Source organism: Corallococcus llansteffanensis (assembly GCF_003612055.1).
GTDB classification, from domain to species: domain Bacteria; phylum Myxococcota; class Myxococcia; order Myxococcales; family Myxococcaceae; genus Corallococcus; species Corallococcus llansteffanensis.
Map to the genome: position 1 here is coordinate 1 of NZ_RAWB01000112.1, position 20,286 is coordinate 20,286.

Sequence of the window (20,286 nt, forward strand, 5' to 3'; positions counted from 1 at the left end):
AGCAGGAAGAGGACGCCGGCCGGCGCCTGTTCCTCACCGGCAGGCTGGAAGAGGCGCAAGGCGACGTGGCCGAGTCCCTGGGGGCCTACTCGCAGGCGGTGCGCAAGGGCAACGGCGATGCCGTCTCCCGGATCATCTCCCTGCTGGGGCATGAGCAGTGCGGGGTGCGCACGGCGGCGGCGGAGGCCGCGGGCAGCCTGAGGCTGGAGGCCGCGCGAGGGGAGCTGGAGGACCTGGCCGAGGATGGGGGAGGGGACGACGGGAGCGCCGGGGGCATCTTCGGCCTGGGCACCTGTGATTCGAAGAAGGCCGCCGCGAGCGCGCTCAAGCGCCTGCCCGCGAACTGATCTCCCGCGACCACGCGAACCGCGTGCGACGGGACGAGGCGATGACCGTGATGAAGGTGAAGACGGGACTGGATGTGTGGGCCGCGCAGGGCTTCTCCGCGCTCAAGGGCAAGCGCGTGGGCGCCATCGTGAATCCCACGAGCGTGGACTCGCGCTTCCGCCACCTGGCGGACCTGCTGGCGGGCACGCCCGGCGTGACGCTGGCGGCGCTCTTCGGGCCGGAGCACGGCATCCGCGGCGAGGCCCAGTACATGGTGGCCGTGGACGAGGCGCGCGACCGGCGCACGAACGTCCCCGTGCACAGCCTCTACGGCTCCACCTTCGAGTCGCTCTCGCCGCGACCGGAGTGGCTCAAGGGCCTGGACGCGCTGGTGTTCGACATCCAGGACGTGGGCAGCCGCTACTACACCTACGTCTACACCATGGCCCTGGCGATGAAGGCCGCCGCCCAGGCGCGCGTGCCCTTCTACGTGTTGGATCGGCCCAACCCGCTGGACGGGGTGACGCTGGAGGGCAACCTCGTGGGGGACCGCTTCCGCTCCTTCGTGGGCCTGTACGCGCTGCCCAACCGGCACGGCATGACGGCGGGGGAATTGGCGCGGCTGTTCAACTCGCAGGAGGGCTTCGGCTGTGAGCTGACGGTGGTGCCGTGCGAGGGCTGGACGCGCGACATGTACTGGAGCGACACGGGGCTGCCCTTCCTGCCGCCGTCGCCCAACATGCCCACCGCGGACACCGCGCTCGTGTACCCGGGCATGTGCCTGGGCGAGGGCACCAACGTGTCGGAGGGGCGCGGCACCTGCCGCCCGTTCGAGCAGTTCGGCGCGCCGTGGGTGGACACCGACGCGCTGCTCGCGCGGTTGGAGCAGGAGCGGCTGCCGGGCGTGGCCTTCCGTCCGGTGGGCTTCACCCCCACGTTCGACAAGTACAAGGGCGAGTCGTGCAGCGGGGCGTTCATCCACGTCACCGACCGGCACGCCTTCCAGCCGCTGCGCACGGGCATCGCCATCTTCCAGGCGCTGCACGACATTGGCCCGAAGCACTTCGACTGGCGTGCGGACGCGTACGAGTTCGTGGAGGACGTGCCCGCGTTCGACCTCTTGTGCGGCACCGACCAGGTGCGTCGGGGCATCGAGGAGGGGTGGAGCCTGGACCGGATGCTGGAGGGCTTCGCCCCGCAGACGGAGGCCTTCCGGAAGCACCGGGAGCCCGCCCTGCTGTACGCTCCGGCGCGGTGAGCTCCACGTGATTGGCGTCTTCTCCGATACGCACGGCGACCTGGGGGCCTTCGACGCGGCCTACGAGCTGCTGCGGGCCAAGGGCGCGCGGCGCTTCCTCTTCGTCGGGGCGCGCTACACGGACCTGGACGAGTGGGTGCTGTGGCGCCGGCAGAAGAGCCGGGGCGGGCGCGAGTACTCCGACGCGGACTTCCTCGCGGACGTGACGCAGTGGCTGGTGTCGCCCCAGGAGGGCAAGCCGCGCACGCCCGCGTCCCGGGAAGCGCCCGCGGACGTGGCGTCGGAGGACGACCGGCGGCTGGTGATGGAGCGCTTCGTGCGCGTGCCGGAGCGCGAGTCGCTGGCGTACCGGGACCCCACCGTGGCCAACAAGGCCATGGACCTGGTGGGGGACACGCTCTGCTGCGTGGTGCACGACAAGAACGACCTCGTGAAGGACGACCTGCTCAACGCGCAGGTGTTCATCCACGGCAAGGAGTCGGAGCCCAAGGTGGTGCGGATTGGCCCGCGCTACTTCGTGACGCCGGGGCGGCTGGTGGGCGCTTCGGAGCAGACGTGCGGCTTGTTGGAGAAGGCGGAGCGCAACCTGAGCTTCTCCGCGTTCCGGTTGGATGGGCACCTCGTGCTGCCGCCGCAGGTGCTCCAGGTCGATTCGCGCTCGACGAAGCTCACCGTCAAATAAGAGGCCCGCCGTGAAGGTCGCGCTGCTCGGAGGCTCGTTCAACCCGCCGCACGTGGGCCACCTGATGGCGGCCACCTACGTCCATGCGACGCAGGGCGTGGACGCGGTGTGGTTGATGCCCACGTTCCACCATCCCTTCGGCAAGCAGCTGGAGTCCTTCGAAGCGCGCGTGCGCATGTGCGAAGCGCTCTGCCGGGAGACGTCCGGCTGGCTCCAGACGAGCCAGGTGGAGCGCGAGGTGGGCGGCGGCGGGCGCACGGTGGACACGCTGGCGTTCCTGGTGGAGCGCCACCCGGACATCCAGTTCTCGCTGATCATCGGCAGCGACATCCTGAGGGATCTGCCGAACTGGAAGGACTTCGACCGCATCCAGCGGATGGCGCGCGTGCTGGTGCTCTACCGCGCGGGCTACCCGGCGCCGCAGACGGTGGGGCCCCCGCTGGCGGAGGTGTCCTCCACGCAGGTGCGCGAGATGCTGGCGCGCGGGCAGGAGCCGACGGAGCTGGTGCCGTCCGGGGTGCTCGCGGTGGCCCGCGAGGCGGGCCTGTTCGGGCTGGGCGTCCCGCGCGCCCGGGCGGACTAGAACGTCATGCCGACGAGGTGCAGGTCGCCGAAGCCGTTATCGAAGCGGCGCGCGTACTGGTAGAAGAACGCGAGCGCGTAGGCCTGTCCCACGGTGAGCCGCAGCGTGGCCGAGCCGCCCACCGCGCCGTGGTTGCTCCGGTTGTCGGTGCGCGCGATGGAGCCGAAGCCCTCCAGCTCGAACTGGCTGACGAAGAGGGACGGCAGGAGCCACAGCGTGGAGGCCCAGCCGTAGTCGACGATGAAGCGGTAGCGGTAGCGCGCGTTGGCGATGAGCACGTTGCGCGCGCGGAAGGTGTGGTCCTCGTAGCCGCGCAGGTACTCGCTGAAGGCGAGGCCCGGCTGGAGCTGGAGCGGCAGGGGGCCCGGCTCCGTGCTGTCGCGGTTGGTGAAGAAGACCTCGCCCGGGAGGATGCCGCCCACCTCCAGGAGTCCGTTGGGCGCGCCGGGCAGGTAGCGGCCCACGGCCGACACCTGGAAGTTGTCCTTGCCGGTGAAGGGCAGGCCGCCCAGGTAGCCCTCCACGCCCAGGCGCACGTCGCCCACGGTGGAGTCGAGCGAGAAGGCCTTCGGGTACACTGCGCCGCTCAGCGACAGGCCCAGGCCCCGCTGCGTGCCGCCGTAGGACGTGCCCTCGCCCGCGAAGTAGGAGGCTGCGACCTCCGGGCCGATGAGGCGCGTGATGAGCTGGGGGCGGCGGTCGGTGGCGTCGAAGCGCCGGTCGAGCGCCAGGATTCCGAACGACACCGGCGTCGTCCAGAACGTGCGCGTCGCGAACAGCGTGCCCTGCAGGTCGGTGCGATCGGTGTCGCGGATGCGGGACGCGGAGAGCTGGAGGTAGAAGGGTGACAGCTGCGCGTTTCCGTACGCGAACGAGAGGCTGGGCTGCTCCTCCTGCGTGTCATACGTCAGCAGCAGCGAATACGCGTGGAAGCCCAGCCGGTCCTGCCCGGCGATCGCCACCCCCGCGACGAGGTACGGGTCCTCGCCGTCGATGTTGCTGGGGACCGTGTAGAAGTAGGGCACCCGGTAGTTCGGGATGAGGAAGCCCTCCAGCGTGGAGTAGGGCTCGTCCGACAGCACGGTGACATCGCGGCCCACGACGACGGGCGGCACCACGGGACCGTTCACGTCGCTCGCGGGGTCGGTCGGCGGCGGTGGCGGCGTCACCGGGGGAGCGGGCACCTCGGTGGGGGCCTGCGCGAGCGCTTCCGGTGTGCCTCCATCGGAGGGCCCGGTCTGCCCCGGGAAGCTGACGAAGCCCTCCGGATCACCCGCTGCGCCCGGGCCCGAATCGGCAGGGGGCTCGACCGTACCGGGTGCACCCGCGCTCGGCACGGCGGGGGCCACGCTCGCGGTCGCGGTGGGCGGCTCCGGCGTCGCTTGCAGTTGGGCCAGGGCCTGGGTGAGGGGTGCGCTGTCCACGCTGAGGTTCGTGCCGTCGCGGTTGAGGAACACGACGAAGTCCCCGCCCACGGGCGCCACGTCCATCGTCAGGTGGGGCGCGTCGGTGACGCGGGCGATCCTCCGGGTGGACACCGTCATCACGTGGACCTGGAGCCGGCCCTCGTGCTCGCGCAGGAACGCGAGGTGATCCGCGTCCAGCCAGCGCGGCGAGTAGTTGAAGAGGCCGTCGCGCGTGAGCCAGCGCAGCGACCCGTCCGGCTCGCGCAGCACCAGGTCCCAGCCCTCCACGCCGGACAGGGGGAACACCTGGCGCTGGCCCTCCGGCGACGTCGCGGGGGGACCCAGCGCGGTGTGGGCCCGGAAGTCCGTCAGCCGCTCGCGCTGACCTGACTCCAGGTCCAGGCGCACGAGGTTCGCCGCGTCGCCGCGCACCTCCACGAATACGTAGCTCCGGCCGTCCTCGCTGATGTCGCCGCCCATCCCCTCCAGCCCGTCCCACATCCGCACGACGTCGCCCGTGCGCGCGTCCACCCGCCACAGCTTCGCGGTGTAGCTGCCCAGCTGATCCACGTCCGCGCTGACCAGGTACAGCCAGGCGCCATCGCGGCTGAAGGTCATGCCGCTGGCGAGCGAGGGGCTGGCCAGCACCCACCGGCGCCCCGGGAGGAGCCGCACCAGCGGCCGGCTGAAGCGCTCGCGACCGTCGCGCTCGCGCACGGTGAGGCGGGTGATCTGCTCACGGCCCACGCTCAGGAGCGCCGTGCTGCCGTCCCGCGGGTTCGCGGCGAGCCGGGAGAAGTAGCCTGCGTCGGGCACGAGGACCTGCTGCGTGGCGGGGCGCTCGCGGACCTGGAGGTTCTTCTGGAGGCTCTCCTCGTACTCACTGAACAGCGTGCCGATGTCCTTGCCGTACACGCGCTTGAAGCGCAGCGTCACCGCGATGGGCGGGAGGATGGAGTTGCCCTGTTCCTCCACCAGCTTCCACAGGAGCTTCTCGCCGTACGTCCGGGCGAGGTACTCCACGAAGTTCATCCCGGTCAGGTAGTTGCCGCCGAACGGCTCCAACGCGCGGTGCTCCGGGGACAGGTAGCCCGCGTTGAGCTCCCCGCGCCGGGCCTGCACCACGCCCTCCCACCAGCCGCGCCACACGGGGCTGTAGGGCCGGCCTGTGTCCTTGCCCAGCCGCCCCTCGTAGTAGGTGGCCAGGCCCTCCAGGAACCAGGACTCGGTGAAGATGTTGGGCTGGAACAGGCCGCCGCTCAGCGTGTTGAGCGTGTTCCACAGGCCGCCCACCTGCTGCATCTGCACGTAGTGGACAGACTCGTGACAGGCCACGTCGCCGATGTCCGTCTCGCCCAGGCCCAGCAGGTTGAACTGCTCCAGCGTCATGTGCTGCGGCAGCACCATCTGCTGCGGCGTGCTCGCGAACTCCGACTGGACGTAGGCGTTGTTGAAGTCCGCGCTGGTCAGGTAGACGAGCACCCGCTTGCGCTCGGCCTTGCTCCAGGTGTCGGCGCGGAGGCGGTCCACGCAGCCTTCCATCCGGGCGGCCACGCGCAGGGCCGTCGCGCGCAGCTGGGCCGGGTAGTACAGCTCCATCGACCGCGTCGTCAGCTTGTGCATGTCGTCCCGGGCGAAGGACGCCTGGACGTTTTGCGGGAAGCGGGGTGCGACGAAAGCACACCCGGACGTCAGCAGGAGAAGGCAGGCAAGAAGGGCGGGCTGGCGGGCAGACCCGCTGGAAGCTGACATGGCGGGCATCCTAGCGGTCACAAATCGTGGCCACGAACGCGTTTTTCACGGTAAGGGAACGCGGTCGCTTCTCTTACAGGAACCTTCTCATGTCCGAACCGGCCGAGCCGCAGGCGCTTCCCGTTCCGCAGCATGTCCACAACGCGCAGCTCCAGCTCTCCGCGGCGCTGGAGAAGGCCGACGGCAAGCCGGTCGACCTGATGAAGGCGCCGTGGGCGGACGTTGAGCAGGCGCTCGTGAAGCTCCTGGGCGGCAAGTTCGAGCCGAACCGGCCGGAGCACCAGGCCGCGGCGCTGGGGCTCGCGGGCGGCTTCGCGATGCGCCTCATCTCCGAGCACCAGGCCTTCTGGTTCCCCAACCGCGACTCCCCGGAAGGCGCCTCGCTGGGCTTCCCCCAGGCCATCATCATGCTGTCCCCGTTCGGGGCGGTGATGGACGCGCTGACGCAGGCGAAGTTGACGCGCCTGGACGATCTGGCCAGCGACATCCGCCGCTCGCTGGGGCAGGTGCGCTTCGGCACGAACCCCGGGCAGGCCCTGGGCAGCCAGCAGCAGACGCTGGGCCCCACGGACTACCAGCGCCTGTTCGACCCGGGCTTCCTCCAGTTCATCGTGGTGGACTCGGCCAAGGCGAAGCAGACGCTGGAGTCGAAGACGGACGCGCTGGCGCGCGATGTGCGTGACGCGCTGGGCCGCACCCAGCCGCCGCTGCCGCCCGAGGCGCGCCAGCAGTTCGAGGGGCAGATCGTCACCTCCCTGCAGCGCATGGAGGTGGGCAAGTCGCTGGCGGAGCAGGCCGAGCGCGCCCCCCGGCTCGCGGAGCTGATGACGCACCTGGTGGCCACGGTGGGTGGCACGGGTTCGGCGCCGGAGGAGTTCTGGCACGACGTGGTGCTGCCGCTGCTCTTCATCGGCACGCCCGCGAGCTTCCCGCCGCTGGACGAGGACGAGCTGGCGGCGTTCAAGCAGGGCGCGGATCCGCTGGCGCTCTTCGTGGACGTGGTGCCGCACGCGCACCCCGCGCCGGACGAGGGCCTGCTGGGCGCGTTCGACATGTCGGAGATTGGCCTGGTGCACCCGGCCTTCCAGAAGGTCGGCGCGCTGCGCCTCATCCGGATCAACCCGGACCGGCTGAAGCCGCTGCTGGACAAGTACGACCCGAACGCGACCATGGACGCGGTGCAGCGCTTCACGGCGCACGTGGCGAAGGCCGCGGGCCAGCCGGCCACGGAGTCCGCGCAGGGCAAGGAGATGCTCCAGGCCGCGCTCACGCTGCTGGCGGACCTGAAGCGCTCCACGTCGGTGGCGGGTGACGTCTGCCTGCGCCGCCTCACCGAGGCCGAGGCCGCGTCCGAGCAGGCCCTGGCCATCGTGCGCCGCGCCCTCCAGGGCACGCGCATCATCCTCACGTAGTTTCGAGGCAAGGGCGCGCGTCCGGGAGTCTCCGGGACGCGCGCCGTAGGGTGCCACCGCTCCGGTCCGTTCACGGGCTGGAGCGGGGCGGCTTCACTTCTTCGCGAGCACGTCTTGCAGCGCGGTGCGGACTTCGGGACGCAGCCGGTCCGAGGCCAGCCGCAGCGCTCTTCGTGAGAGCTGCGCGTAGAGCGGCGCGAGGTCGTCCGGCAATGCCGCGAGGTGCGCCGCGACGACGCCCGCGTCCCCTCGGACGATGGGGCCGGTGAGCCCGCCTGAGAGGCCGCGAGCCTCCACGCCTCGAAGTGCCGAGCGCATCAACGGCAGCAGTGCCTTCAACGCGGCCTCTGGTTCGATGCCCGCCGCACCAAGCGCGCCCACTGCTGCGTCCGCCAGCGCCACCAGTCCTCCGGCGCTCAGCACCGCGCCCGCGTGGTAGGCGGCCCGGTGTTCCTCCGGCACGTCGAACACCGCGAAGCCCACGTCCTCCGCCATGCGTTGAAGCAGGGCGCGCAGGGCAGGGGAGCGCGTGCTGATGGCGGCCGTGTGGCCCGCCAGGGAGTCCCGCGCGGAGGACACGGCGCACAGCGGATGGAACGAGCCCACCGCACGGCCCCGCTGTGTCGTCAGCGCGGAGAGGGGCAGGGCTCCCGCGGTGTGCACCAGCGCTGCCGTGCGGGGCAGCTCCTTCGACAGTGCCTGGGACACCGTGGGCACCGCAGCGTCCGGGACGCACAGCACGCAGACGCGAGCCTTCTTCAGGTCCGCCAGGGTCGCGGGCTTCAGACCCAGCGACCGCGTGCGCTCATTGCCCGCGTCGTCGCGCGAGTAGACGCGCACGGACCAGCGCTTCGCCTGGAGCGCCAGCGCGAGCGCGCCACCCAGCCGTCCCGCACCGACGATGACAACCGGGGCCCGCTTCGCCTTCACCGCCGGGCGGCGTCCCACGCGAATTGAATCAGCCCGGCCTTCCTCACCACCGGCGCGTGCTTTCTCTCGCGGGACGCGTCCATCCCCTGCGCGAACCTGCTCGGTCCCGCCTGCACTGCCACGCGCAGGCGATGAACCGCGCCGGGCTGGCCTGCCCACCGTCAGGCGGCGTCCCGTGCGAACTGGAGCTGCCCCGCCTGCACCGCCACGCGCACGCGGTCGCCCGCGCCGAACTCACCGGCGAGGATGCGCTCCGCGAGGGGACCTTCCACCAGCCGCTGCACCACCTGGCGCATCGGGCGTGCTCCCAGCTGCGGGTCGAAGCCGCCGGACTTGAGCAGGTGGCCCACCACATCCGCGCCGGCCGTGTAGACGATGCCGCGCTCCGTCGCGAGCCGCTTGCTGCTCTCCGCCAGGATGAGCGTGGCGATCTTCGCCACCTCCAGCTCCACCAGCGGCCGGAACGGGAGCCGCTCGTCGATGCGGTTCCACAACTCCGGGGGCAGCGCCTTGCGCGCCGTGTCCGCCGCCAGGTCCAGCGCGTTCCCCGCCGCCGCGTCCGCCGCGCCGAAGCCCACCGCGCGGCTCGTGCGCGAGAACGCCTCCGCGCCCAGGTTGGTCGTCATCACGATGACCGTGTTGGAGAAGTCGATGTGCCGGCCCTTGCCGTCCGTCAGCCGCCCCTCCTCCAGCACCTGGAGCAGCAGCATCTGCACCTCGCGGTGCGCCTTCTCGATCTCATCCAGCACCACCACCGACGACGGCCGCCGACGCACGGGCTCCGTGAGCTGCCCGCCCTCGCCGAAGCCCACGTAGCCCGCCGGCGAACCGATGAGGCGCGACACGCCGTGGGACTCGGACATCTCGCTCATGTCCAGCCGCACCAGCGCGTCCCGGTTGCCGAACAGCACCTCCGCCAGCGCCCGCGCCATCTCCGTCTTGCCCACGCCCGTGGGGCCCAGGAAGAGGAAGCTGCCCATGGGACGGCGCGACGCGAAGCCCGCGTAGTTGCGCCGGATGACCCGCGCGATGCGCCCGACGGCCTCCGCATGGCCGATGACGCGCTCCGACAGGTCGTCCTCCAGCCGCAGCAGGCGCGCCGAGTCGTTCATCAGCAGGCGCTCTTCCGGCACGCCCGCCAGCTTCGCCACCACCCGCGCCACGTCCGCCGCGTCCACCTTGTGCTTGCCCTCGCGGTGGCAGCGGCTGCCCGCCAGGTCCACCACGCTGATGGCCTTGTCCGGCATGAACCGGTCCGTCACGTAGCGGCTCGCCAGCGACGCGGCCGCCACCAGCGCCTCCGGCAGGTAGCGCAGCCCGTGGTGCTCCTCGTACCGGCCGATGATGCCCTGGAGGATCTCCACCGTCTCCGGCACCGACGGCTCGTTGACCGTCACCGACGTGAAGCGCCGCTCCAGCGCCGGGTCCGCCGCGATGAACTTGCGGTACTCGTCGTGCGTCGTCGCCCCGATGCAGGGGAACTCGCCGCGCGCCATCGCCGTCTTCAGCTCGTTGGCCGCGTCCTGCGGGCCCTCGCCCGTGGAGCCCGCGCCCACCAGCGTGTGGATCTCGTCGATGAAGACCACCACGCGCCCCTCGCCCCGCCGCACCTCTTCCTTCAGCGCGTTGAGCTTCTCGGAGAACGAGCCGCGCAGCTGCGTGCCCGCGACCAGCGTGGCCATGTCCAGCTCGATGAGGATCTTCTCCGCCAGCGTGCCCCGGAGGCCCAGCAGGCGCTGCGCCACGCCCTCCACCACCGCCGTCTTGCCCACACCCGGCTCTCCCAGCAGGCACGGGTTGTTCGTGCGGCGCTTGCCCAGGATGTCGATGACCTCCTCGACCTCCCGAGCGCGGCCCACCACCGGGTCCAGCTTCCCCTCGCGGGCCGCCTGGCTCAGGTTGCGCCCCATCGACGTGAGCATCGGGAACGCCTTCGCGTCCAGCGTCAGCGTCCCTGCTTTCGCCTGCGCCTGCGCGGGGACCGGCGGCGTGGGGCGGGCCACCGGCGCGGGAGGCGCCACGGGCGGCGTCGCCCGCGCGACGGGCGGCGCGGCCACGGGTGCGGGCGGCGGCGTCATGCGGGGCAGGGGAGGCGCCACCGGCTCGGACCGGGCCTCCCGGGGAGACTCGTCCTCGTCCACGTCGATGAGGTCTCGCGGCGACAGCGCGGGCGTCATGCGCGCGGCCGGCGGCGGCACCGTCACCGGTGGCGTCATCAGCGGGGCCGGGCGCGGCGCGCTCAGCGCCAGGGTGGAGGTGGGCAGGGGTGAGGGCGGCGCGCCCACGGGGCGGCTCACCGGCGCGCGCGTGGCCACCGCCGTCTGGCCGTAGCCGGGCTGGAGCCGGCGCGACTGGACGCCGCTCGTGGAGTAGGAGAGGGCCGTGTTGGACAGGGAGATGAGGTCGATGCCCGTCCGCGCGAGCAGGTCGCTCGCCGCGCAGCGCTTGCGGATGATGGCGATGAGCAGGTGCAGGCAGTCCGCCTCGCCGGAGCGCGAGTTGCTCGCCAGCTCCCGGGCGCGCGTGGTCAGGTCCTGCACCACGTTGCTGCCCGTCTCCGCCGGGGCCTCCGTGATGAGCTGGAGCAGCGCGTCCTCGTCGACGCCCTTCTCCTTCAGCAGGAGCTGCGCGCGGTTCTCCACCGTGAAGAGCGCGAGCAATACGTGGGCCGACGTGGGCTTCTGGGCGACGCTGCGGGCAATGTCATGCGCCTCATGGAGAACCTGGGCGAGATCCGTGCTGTCGACCATTCATGCTCCGGCAAGCGTGCAGCCGAGCGGAATACACCGTCCGGGCCCCCGCCGCAAAATTTAGGCTACAGACCGCTACAGGATGGATGCAAGGCACGGTAAACCTTGGGCCGCTGAAGGAATTCGATTGGCTGCCCACCCGTTTCCCGCCTCAATTCAAGGGACCGGGCAATCACGCCGGGAGGGCTGCGTATCCCGCCCAGAGAACCCATCCCTATGACCTCCCTAGTCCAACCGGCGCGCATCTTCGTCGACCCCTTCGAGGGGACGCGCGCCGCCGTGGAGGGCCGCCGCTGGCTGTGGCCCCTCCTGATTCTCGCCTTCTGCGTCACGGTCTCCGGCATCGCCTACGCCCTGCGCTGGGACGCCACCGCCGCGGTGGTGGGGGCGCTCCCCACGGAGGTCGGCGCGCCCAGCGTGTCCGAGTCCGACATCGCGGACCAGATCCAGACCGCCTCGCGCAAGGCGCTGGTGGGCGGCATCGCGAAGGGCCTCCTCCTCATGCCGCTGGAGGTCCTGCTGCTCGCGTGCGTCCTGTGGGTGACGGCCTGGCTCTTCAGCAAGCCCGCGTCCTTCGGGCAGCTGATGGCGGCGGCCGCGGTGGCGATGCTGCCCATCGCGCTCTACCACCTCATCTTCGCGGTGTGCGCGGGCTTCCAGCACTCGCTCACCGACCTGCGCGCGGAGCGGCTCGTGCCCTCCAGCCTCGCGCTGCTCGACGGCCTGTCGCCGAAGCTGCAGCGCGTGCTGCGCGGCGTGGACTTCTTCAACCTCTGGAGCGTGGGTCTGCTGGGCGTGGGCTTCTCCACCGCCACCGGCATGCGCCTGGGCCGGGCCCTGCTGCTCACGCTGGTGCTCTACATCATGTACGCCGGAATCGTCTTCATCCGCATTCCCACGCTGGGTGGCCCGTGAACGCGCTCCTCGTCCTCACGGCGCTCCTCGCCGCCACGCCCATCACGCTCGAGGAGTCTCGCTCCCTGGGCCGCAAGAACACCCAGGCCCTCCAGGCCACGCTCGACGTCACCGTGGCGGAGCAGGACCAGCGCGTGGCGCGCTCCAACCTGCTGCCCCAGGTGCAGCTCAACGCGGGCCCCAACTTGAGCTACCAGGGCCGCCGCCGGCAGGTCGTCACCATCCCCGTCTCGGAGACGGAGGTCCTCACGCGCGAGGTGGTGAGCTCCGCCAACACCTCCGACAGCTACGGCGCGTCGCTGGGCCTGTCGCAGGTCATCTACAACCGCGGCCTCTGGAAGCAGCTGGAGCAGGCCGGCGTCAGCGTGGACGCCGTGCGCAACCAGGCCCTGGAGGAGGCGGACACCTCCGAGCTGGAGGCCATCCGCCGCTTCTTCACGCTCTTCCTGTCGCAGGCCACGCTGGACGTGCTCCAGGTCACCGCGCAGCGCAGCGAGGAGCAGCTGGAGCGAGCGCGCGCCCTGTTCCAGGCGGGCCGCGTGGGCAAGACCGAGGAGATCTCCGCGGAGGTCAACCTGGGCAATGACCGCATCAACGTCGTGCAGCGCCAGTCGCAGCTCGTGGCGGACCAGGTGCAGCTGGCCGTGTGGCTGTCCCGCCCCGGCACCGAGTCCCTCCAGGCGGTGGACCCCGGCATCCTCCAGCAGGAGCCCGCGCCCGCGCCCGCGCTGGATGACGCCCTCAAGCAGGCCCGCGAGCACCGCGCCCTCCTGCGCGCGCTCCAGCAGCGCGTGCGCGTGGCGGAGCTCCAGCGCGCCATCGTGCAGGGGGACTACCTGCCGCGCGTGGGACTCCAGGCGCAGTACGCGCACGGCAACCAGGACCTGGGGCCCTTCTTCAGCGAGCCGGGCTTCGGCAACACCTTCAACGGCGGCGTCACGCTGACGTGGGACCTGTTCAACGGCTTCAACACCGACGCCCAGTCCGCACGCGCCCAGGCCAACATCCGCCGGGCGGAGCTGACGTTCGCCCAGACGGCGCGCGAGCTGGAGGCGGAGGTGCGCCGGGCGCACCAGGCGCTGGACGGGCAGATCGCCTCCGCGAAGCTCGCGACCGCCAACCGCGCGGCCGCCACGCAGGGGCTCCAGCTGGCGGAGGAGCGCTTCCGCGCCGGCGCGGGCTCCACGCTGGAGGTCCGCGACGCGCAGCTCAAGCTGACCCAGGCGGAGCTGGTCTTGCTCCAGAGCCGCATCGATGTCGAAATCGCCCGCTATGCCCTGTACCGGGCCACGGGCACGCTGAACCCGGGAGACTCACAATGACGTGGTGGAAGGCGGCAATCGCCGGTGCGCTGTTGCTCGGCGCGGCGGCCATCACCGTGGGCGGCCTGAAGGACCGGCCCCCCCCGACGCAGGAAGTCCAGGTGGCCCGCGCGCGCAAGGGCACCATCACCCGCACCATCACGGGCGCGGGCAAGGTGCAGGCGGCCACCACCGTGAAGATCTCCTCCAACCTGTCCGGCGACCTCGTCGCCCTCCAGGTGAAGGACGGCGACCCCGTCACCAAGGGGCAGGTGCTGGGCCGCATCGACAAGCGCTACTACGAGGCGGCCGTGAAGCAGGCCCAGGCATCCAAGGACGCGGCCCGCGCGGAGGTCCAGGTGTCGGAGGTGGAGTCCGCGCGTCAGCGCGCGGAGCTCGCCCGCGTGAAGGGGCTCGCGGAGAAGGGGCTCTCCTCCACGTCGGAGGTGGAGCAGACGCAGGCCCTGGTGGACACCGCCGAGGCGCGCCTCGCCGCCGCGAAGCAGCGCGTGGCCCAGAGCAGCGCCGTGCTGGACCAGGCCTCCACGGACCTGTCGCGCACCACGCTCTTGTCCCCCATCGACGGCAACGTCATCGAGCTGTCGCGCGAGGTGGGTGAGCGCGTGCGCGGCTCCGACTTCTCCGAGGACGTGGTGATGACCATCGCCGCGCTCAACCAGATGGAGGTGAAGTTCGAGGTGGGTGAGCACGAGGTGGTGCACCTGAAGTACGGCCAGCCCGCGGAGGTGACGCTGGACGCGCTGGAGGGTCAGTCCTTCAACGGCACCGTGGTGGAGATCGCCCAGAAGGCCCTCATCAAGAACCCGGGCACGGAGGCGGAGGTGACGAGCTTCCCCATCACCGTCGCGCTGGACGCGCGGCCGCCGGGCGTGCTGCCCGGCATGAGCGCCGAGGCGCGCATCAGCGCGGAGACGCACGACGACGCGGTGCTCGTGCCCATCCAGGCCGTCACGGTGCGCTCCGAGCGCACGCTGCCGGACTACCAGGCCCCGGTGGAGGGCGGCGCCCTCACCGCCAAGCGCCGCACGGAGACGCTGGCGAAGGTCGTCTTCGTGGTGGACGGGGAGAACAAGGCCCAGGTGCGCCGCGTGCGCACCGGCATCGCGTCCGACACGGAGCTGGAGGTGCTGGAGGGCCTGCAGGTGGGGGACCGCGTGGTGGAGGGCCCCTACCGCACGCTGTCCAAGGAGCTGGCCAACGGCGACGTGGTGCGCGAGCCGGAAGTGCCCGCGGGCGACGGGAAGGACGGGCGCAAGTCGTGACGACCCCCGGTGCTCCGGCCAGTGGCCCCCTCATCCAGGTGGAGGCGCTCACGCGCGCCTTCTTCGTGGGCGGCGAGGAGGTGCGCGCGCTGCGCGGTGTGAGCTTCGGCATCCAACGGGGCGAATGGGTGGCCATCATCGGCCAGTCGGGCTCTGGCAAGAGCACGCTGATGAACGTGCTGGGCTGCCTGGACACGCCCACGAGCGGCCGCTACATGCTCAACGGCAAGGACGTGTCGCGCATGGACGACGACGACCTGGCCGTCATCCGCAACGTGGAGATCGGCTTCATCTTCCAGACGTTCCAGCTGCTCCCCCGGGAGACGGCGCTCGCCAACGTGGAGCTGCCGCTCGTGTACCGGGGCATGGCCGCGAAGGAGCGCCGGGAGCGGGCGAAGGCGGCGCTCGACAAGGTGCAGCTCACGCACCGCATGCACCACCGGCCCAACGAGCTGTCGGGCGGTCAGCGCCAGCGCGTGGCCATCGCGCGCGCGCTGGTGTCGGAGCCGTCCATGCTCCTGGCGGACGAGCCCACGGGCAACCTGGACTCGGCCACCGGCGAGGAGATCGTCAAGCTCTTCGAGCAGCTCCACCAGGCGGGCCACACGCTGGTGCTCGTCACGCACGAGCCGAAGCTGGCCGCGCGCTGTCCCCGGGCCATCCGCCTGAGCGACGGGGAGATCATCGCGGACGGGCCCGGCCCGGAGGTGGCGCTGGGCGGCACGGGCGTGTTGCCGCCGAAGGTGGGCCACGCGTGAAGTTCGGGCAGGGCTTCCGCGTGGACGTGCTGGAGGGGGCCCGCATCGCGGTGTACTCCCTCCGCGCGAACCGGATGCGCACGGTGCTCACGACGCTGGGCATCGGCATTGGCGTGGCGACGCTGCTGGCCATCGTGGGCATCATCCAGGGCCTCAACACGTCGTTCGAAAAGCAGCTGTCCACGCTGGGGGCGAACACCATCTACGTCTCCAAGTTCCCCTGGATGATCAAGGGCAACTGGTGGGTGTTCCGCAACCGCAAGAACCTCACGCTGGAGCAGGTGGCACAGCTGCGCCAGCAGGCGGACTTCATCACCGCCATCTCTCCGGCTGTGCTGCGCACGTCGGACGTGGCGCACGGCGCGCAGCAGGTCTCCAACGTGCGCGTCAACGGCGTGTGGAGCGACTACCTCACCATCGGCAACTACGAGGTGGTGTCGGGCCGCTTCCTCACCCGCGCGGACGAAGAGGTGAACCGGCCGGTGGCGGTGATTGGCGCGGAGGTGGCGGCCACGCTCTTTCCCAGCTTCAGCCCGCTGGGGCAGACGGTGCGCATCGACGGGCGGCCCTTCCAGGTGGTGGGCACGCTCGCGCGCAAGGGCAAGGTGGTGTCGGAGAACATGGACCTGTCCGTGTTCCTGCCCTTCAAGACCTTCAACGCCACCTTCGGCAAGGGGCGGCCCATGCAGATCGCCATCGCGGTGGCGGACGCGGGGAAGATCCACCAGGCGGAGGACCAGCTCGTGGGCATCCTGCGGCGCGTGCGCTCCACGCCGCCCGGGCAGCCGGACGACTTCTCCATCAACCGGCCGGACACGCTCGCGGCGACCTACGAGCAGCTGACCGGCGCGCTCTACGCGGTGGCCACCGGCGTGGGGCTCATCACGCTGCTGGTGGGTGGCATCGGCATCATGAACATCATGCTGGTGTCGGTGCGCGAGCGGACGCGGGAGATCGGCGTGCGGCGGGCGCTGGGCGCGCGGCGGCGGACCATCATCCTGCAGTTCCTGATGGAGGCCTCCAGCGTGTCCGCGGTGGGTGGCTTGCTGGGTACGACGGTGGGGCTGGGGACCGCGAAGCTCGTGTCGCTGGTGACGCCGCTGGCGGCGGACGTGCGGCCGGGCACGGTGCTGGGCGGGGTGGCGTTCTCCGCGCTGGTGGGCCTGTTGTTCGGCATCTGGCCGGCCGCCCGGGCGGCGCGGCTGGACCCGGTGGAAGCGCTCCGCTACGAATAGGCGATGCGCGCCTTCCTGGACAACCTGCGCCTGGCCCTGGGGACGTTCCTGGGCAACCCGCTGCGCTCGCTCCTGACGCTGCTGGGCATCGTCATCGGAGTGGCCACGGTCATCACGATGATGGCCCTCATCGAGGGCCTGCGTGAGCAGGTGAACAAGAACCTGGGCAGCCTGGGCGCGCACACCTTCGAGGTGACGAAGTGGCCCACGGGCTTCGGCCGCATCAACTGGGCGAAGTACGCGAAGCGCCAGGACCTCTACGGCGACGACGTGAAGGCCATCCTGGAGGCGTGTCCCTCCGTGGGCGCCGCCACGCCCACCGACTCGGAGGGGGGCAAGAAGCTGGTGACGGCGTTCCGGGAGACGAACGCTTCAGTGGGCATCCTGGGCACGGAGCCCACCTACCTGGAGACGAGCGGCGTCACCGTCACCCACGGCCGCTTCTTCAACGACACGGAGTCGTTGGACGCGCGGCCGGTGATGGTGATTGGCGTGGACGTGGCGGACGCGCTGTTCCCGGGCATGGACCCCGTGGGCTCCGACGTGCGGCTGATGGGTCGGCCCTTCCGCGTCATCGGCGTGTTGCAGAAGCGCGGCAGCGTCATGGGCATGGGCAGCCAGGACAACCAGGTGGCCATTCCCATGCGCGGCTTCCAGCAGCTCTACGGCAAGCGCCGCTCGGTGGAGATCGACATCCAGGCGCGCGACGGCGCCGTGTTCAAGAAGGCGCAGGACGAGGTGGTGAACCTGCTGCGCCGCCGCCGGGGCCTGACGCCGCAGGAGGCGAACGACTTCGAGCTGCACACCAACGAGTCGATGACGGCGTCCTTCAACGAGCTCTCCCAGGTCATCGCGCTGGCGGGCGTGGGCGTGTGCCTGCTGTCGCTGGTGGTGGGCGGCATCGGCATCCTGAACATCATGCTGATGTCGGTGACGGAGCGGACGCGGGAGATTGGCATCCGCAAGGCGCTGGGCGCGCGCCGCCGCCGCATCCTGGGTCAGTTCGCCACGGAGGCGGTGCTGCTGTCGCTCTTCGGCGGCGTGCTGGGCGTGGGGCTGGGCTTCGGGTTCGTGTTCCTGGGCAAGTGGGTGCTGCTGTTCCCCATGCACGTGCCCGCGTGGGCCGTGGCGCTGTCGCTGGGGATGAGCTGCGGGGTGGGGTTGCTGTTCGGCATCTACCCGGCGTCCCGCGCGGCGCGGTTGGACCCCGTGGAGGCGATGCGCACGGAGTAGGGTGCAAAGGTCCCTTCCGAACGGGTGGTTTCACGCATGTCCTCGTCCTACGTCACGGTTCCCCCGCCCGCCGTCCCCGCGCCGTTCCTGCTGCGGGCGCTCTCGATGGAGAACGTGGACGGGCTTGGCGCGGTGTACGCCGAACCGGAGGTGGCGCGGAGCCTCAACTTCGAGGTGCCCCTGCGCCCCGACACCATCCGCCAGAAGCTGGTCGGCGACCTGGATGCGATGCGCCGGGGCGAGAGCTTCCGCTGGGTGCTGTCACTCGAGGAGGACGCGGCGCCCCTGGGCTACATGTGTCTCTTCAACTGGAGCCCGAAGGACCGGCGCGCGGAGGTGGGCTACATGGTGTCGCGCAAGCTCTGGGGACAGGGCGTGATGAGGTCGCTGCTGCCCGTGCTGGTGCGCTTCGGCTTCGAGCAGATGGGGTTGCACCGGCTGGAGGCCATGGTGTCGGTGCACAACCCCGCCTCCCTGCGGGTGCTGACGCGCGCGGGCTTCCAGCAGGAGGGCGTGCTGCGCGGCTACACCGCCGCCGTGACGGGCGACGGGTTCATCGACATGATCGTGTTGTCCGTGCTCAAGGACGCGTGGCGCGCGGCCGCGACGTAGGACGCGTGCCTCACGGCAGGTCGCGCGAGAACCGCTCCCGGTAGCGTGCCTGGAGGACGCGCAGGTGCCGCGTGCCCCGGTACTCTCGGGCGAGCAGGTGCCACGCTTCGGTGCGAGAAGGCTCCAGCGCGATGACTCGCTCCAGGTGCGCCCGGGCCCTCGTGTGCGCCCGGGTGTTCGTCGCCAGCACGCCGAGCAGCAGGTGGGCCTGCACCGCGTCCTCACGGGAGGCCAGCACCCGCTCACAGGCGCTGCGCGCGGGGCCCAGCCGCCCCTGGAGCAGGTGCAGCTCGCACTGCACGAGCGCGACGGATGGACTCTCCGGATACGCCTGCGCGAGCGCGGTGATGCGATCGCGCGCGGGACCGGACGAGCCCGCATGCAGCAGCGCTTCGATGTCGAACACCGCCCGCACCAGGGGGCCTTCGCGGGAGGGCTCCACGCCGGCCGGGCGCGGCGGCGCGGTGCTCGGTTCAATGCCTGCCGGCAGCACCACCTGGCGTCGCAGGCGGGCGGCCTGTTCGAGCACCGCCTCCGACGCGGCCAGCCCGGGCGCCCGGGCCGCGGCCTCCTCCGCCCACGTCACGCAGTGGGCGCGCAGGAAGAGGCCCGCCAGATCCGCCCACAGCGAGGGCTCCAGGTCCGACTGCGCCGAGAGGTTCCTCCGCGCCGCCAGCAGGCTCTCCTGGGCCGCGTCGAACCGGCCCGCGTGCAGGTGGAGGAGCGCGACGTTCATGCGCAGCGACGGCTCCCCGGGGAACCGCGCGACGGCCTGCTCGCAGCGCTCGCGCGTGGCGGCGAGTGCCGGCGTGAGGTGCACGGCGAGGTAGCACGCCAGCAACTGCACGCGCTCGTCGTAGGGATGCCGCGCGGCCAGCGGCTCCAGGGCTTCGGCGGCCACCTGCGCCTGGCCCGCCTTCTCCAAGGCGATGACCTCCGCGAGCCGCTGTCGCTCCGGCGGCGTCAGCCCCTTCGGAGTGCCCTCCGGCCCCAGCACGACGTGGGTGGCGCGAGCCCGTTCCGTCCACGCGAGGAGGAAGTCCCGCTCCGGGCCCTCCCACGCCGGGCCGACCATGCCCTCCAGCACCGTCCGCAGCGCTCGCGCCCAGGCGCGCTGGGCCTCCACCTCGACGCGGGCCCGGGGCAGGTGCCGCAGCCCCACCTCGAGCAGCGCGAGCGTCCGGGGCGCGAACCCTGTCTGGGCCGCGTCGTACTTCGGCGCCATCCACCCGCGCGCGTCGCGCACGTGGAACGCGCCCAACGTGTGGGCCCACTCATGCAAGAGCGTGGAGACCTCGAGGTGCCGGCGCGCCTGCACCGGCACCGCGCCGTTGATACCGCGCAGCACGCAGTGGCGTCCGAGCACGCGCGCGAAGCCCAGCTCGTGCTGGGACTCGCTGAAGGCCGGCGGCGCGGACACCAGCCCGACGACGAGGTCTACGTCCTCGCCCGCATCCAACGCCTCCAGTGCGTCCAGCACCGGCTCCAGCGAACCCTCCGAACCGCGTCGCTCCCACGCCCGCGCCGACTCCAGCGTGAACGTCACGCTCAGCGGCTCGCGCACCGCCGCGCTCGCGCGCTGGAGCCACGCTTCGAAGCCCCGCTCCCAGTGGAGGACCTGCGCCCGGTACTCCTCGTCCGCGTACACGCGGACCCGCAGCGTGCGCGAGGGCAGGGCGGCGGAGGGCGCCACCGCTTCGGTCGCCCGCGCGGGCACACCCGCGGTACGGGGCCGGTCTGCGGAGGCGCAGTGCAGGCTCAGCAGCCCCACCGCGAGGAGCGCCAGGCGTGCAGGCCAGCGCTGCGTCCGCTCGGGCCCGGAGGTCATGGGGCAGGGGGCTTTCAGGAC

Annotated in this window: 15 protein-coding genes and 1 pseudogene; 12 read left to right on the forward strand and 4 right to left on the reverse strand. The window is 71.5% G+C overall.

Features of this window, described 5'->3' with window-relative positions; translation table 11 throughout:
* From D7V93_RS44900 to nadD, 4 genes and pseudogenes are all read left to right on the forward strand, one after another.
* A pseudogene (locus D7V93_RS44900) lies at positions 1-347 on the forward strand (adenylate/guanylate cyclase domain-containing protein); the annotation flags it as partial.
* 47 nt (positions 348-394) lie between these two features.
* Positions 395-1,585, forward strand: coding sequence for an exo-beta-N-acetylmuramidase NamZ family protein (locus tag D7V93_RS13110; protein ID WP_120643739.1), 1,191 nt, complete (start codon positions 395-397; stop codon positions 1,583-1,585).
* Positions 1,586-1,592: 7 nt separating this feature from the next.
* Positions 1,593-2,267, forward strand: coding sequence for a hypothetical protein (locus tag D7V93_RS13115; protein ID WP_120643728.1), 675 nt, complete (start codon positions 1,593-1,595; stop codon positions 2,265-2,267).
* Positions 2,268-2,277: 10 nt separating this feature from the next.
* Entirely contained in the window at positions 2,278-2,850 is a 573-nt protein-coding gene (gene nadD, locus D7V93_RS13120; protein WP_244237283.1) for a nicotinate (nicotinamide) nucleotide adenylyltransferase, read from the forward strand.
* Here nadD and D7V93_RS13125 read toward each other — a convergent pair.
* Complete coding sequence (locus D7V93_RS13125; RefSeq protein WP_120643740.1) at positions 2,847-6,008, reverse strand: hypothetical protein; 3,162 nt, start codon at positions 6,006-6,008, stop codon at positions 2,847-2,849. The genes nadD and D7V93_RS13125 overlap by 4 nt on opposite strands.
* 89 nt (positions 6,009-6,097) lie before the next feature.
* On the opposite strand from D7V93_RS13125, the gene D7V93_RS13130 reads away from it, so the two are divergent.
* Positions 6,098-7,420, forward strand: a complete 1,323-nt coding sequence (locus D7V93_RS13130) for a hypothetical protein (protein ID WP_120643730.1) — start codon at positions 6,098-6,100, stop codon at positions 7,418-7,420.
* A 93-nt stretch (positions 7,421-7,513) separates the two neighbouring features.
* Here D7V93_RS13130 and D7V93_RS13135 read toward each other — a convergent pair whose 3' ends face one another.
* Together D7V93_RS13135 and D7V93_RS13140 are read right to left on the reverse strand one after the other, a co-directional pair.
* Positions 7,514-8,368 carry a Rossmann-like and DUF2520 domain-containing protein gene (locus D7V93_RS13135; protein WP_244237285.1) on the reverse strand — a complete coding sequence of 285 codons (855 nt, stop codon included), beginning with the start codon at positions 8,366-8,368 and terminating at the stop codon, positions 7,514-7,516.
* A 143-nt stretch (positions 8,369-8,511) separates the two neighbouring features.
* A complete protein-coding gene (locus D7V93_RS13140; protein ID WP_120643731.1) occupies positions 8,512-11,100 on the reverse strand; it encodes an AAA family ATPase in 2,589 nt (862 codons plus the stop codon).
* 216 nt (positions 11,101-11,316) lie between these two features.
* On the opposite strand from D7V93_RS13140, the gene D7V93_RS13145 reads away from it, so the two are divergent.
* The 7 genes from D7V93_RS13145 (at position 11,317) to D7V93_RS13175 (ending at position 18,437) form a co-directional block, all read left to right on the forward strand.
* Positions 11,317-12,015, forward strand: coding sequence for a YIP1 family protein (locus D7V93_RS13145; protein ID WP_120643732.1), 699 nt, complete (start codon positions 11,317-11,319; stop codon positions 12,013-12,015).
* On the forward strand, positions 12,012-13,337 hold the full coding sequence (locus D7V93_RS13150) for a TolC family protein (protein ID WP_120643733.1): 1,326 nt from the start codon (positions 12,012-12,014) through the stop codon (positions 13,335-13,337). Before D7V93_RS13145 ends, D7V93_RS13150 begins: the two co-directional genes overlap by 4 nt.
* The gene (locus tag D7V93_RS13155) at positions 13,334-14,599 is read left to right on the forward strand and encodes an efflux RND transporter periplasmic adaptor subunit (protein WP_120643734.1); all 1,266 of its coding nucleotides are present in this window, start codon (positions 13,334-13,336) and stop codon (positions 14,597-14,599) included. Before D7V93_RS13150 ends, D7V93_RS13155 begins: the two co-directional genes overlap by 4 nt.
* A complete protein-coding gene (locus D7V93_RS13160; RefSeq protein WP_120643735.1) occupies positions 14,596-15,357 on the forward strand; it encodes an ABC transporter ATP-binding protein in 762 nt (253 codons plus the stop codon). The genes D7V93_RS13155 and D7V93_RS13160 overlap by 4 nt, the downstream gene beginning before the upstream one ends.
* 74 nt (positions 15,358-15,431) lie before the next feature.
* On the forward strand, positions 15,432-16,592 hold the full coding sequence (locus D7V93_RS13165) for an ABC transporter permease (RefSeq protein WP_120643742.1): 1,161 nt from the start codon (positions 15,432-15,434) through the stop codon (positions 16,590-16,592).
* Positions 16,593-16,595: 3 nt separating this feature from the next.
* The gene (locus tag D7V93_RS13170) at positions 16,596-17,825 is read left to right on the forward strand and encodes an ABC transporter permease (RefSeq protein WP_120643736.1); all 1,230 of its coding nucleotides are present in this window, start codon (positions 16,596-16,598) and stop codon (positions 17,823-17,825) included.
* Positions 17,826-17,861: 36 nt separating this feature from the next.
* A complete protein-coding gene (locus D7V93_RS13175; protein WP_120643737.1) occupies positions 17,862-18,437 on the forward strand; it encodes a GNAT family N-acetyltransferase in 576 nt (191 codons plus the stop codon).
* A gap of 10 nt (positions 18,438-18,447) precedes the next feature.
* Here D7V93_RS13175 and D7V93_RS13180 read toward each other — a convergent pair.
* A partial coding sequence (locus D7V93_RS13180; RefSeq protein WP_208723013.1) for a hypothetical protein occupies positions 18,448-20,286 on the reverse strand: 1,839 nt, incomplete at its 5' end.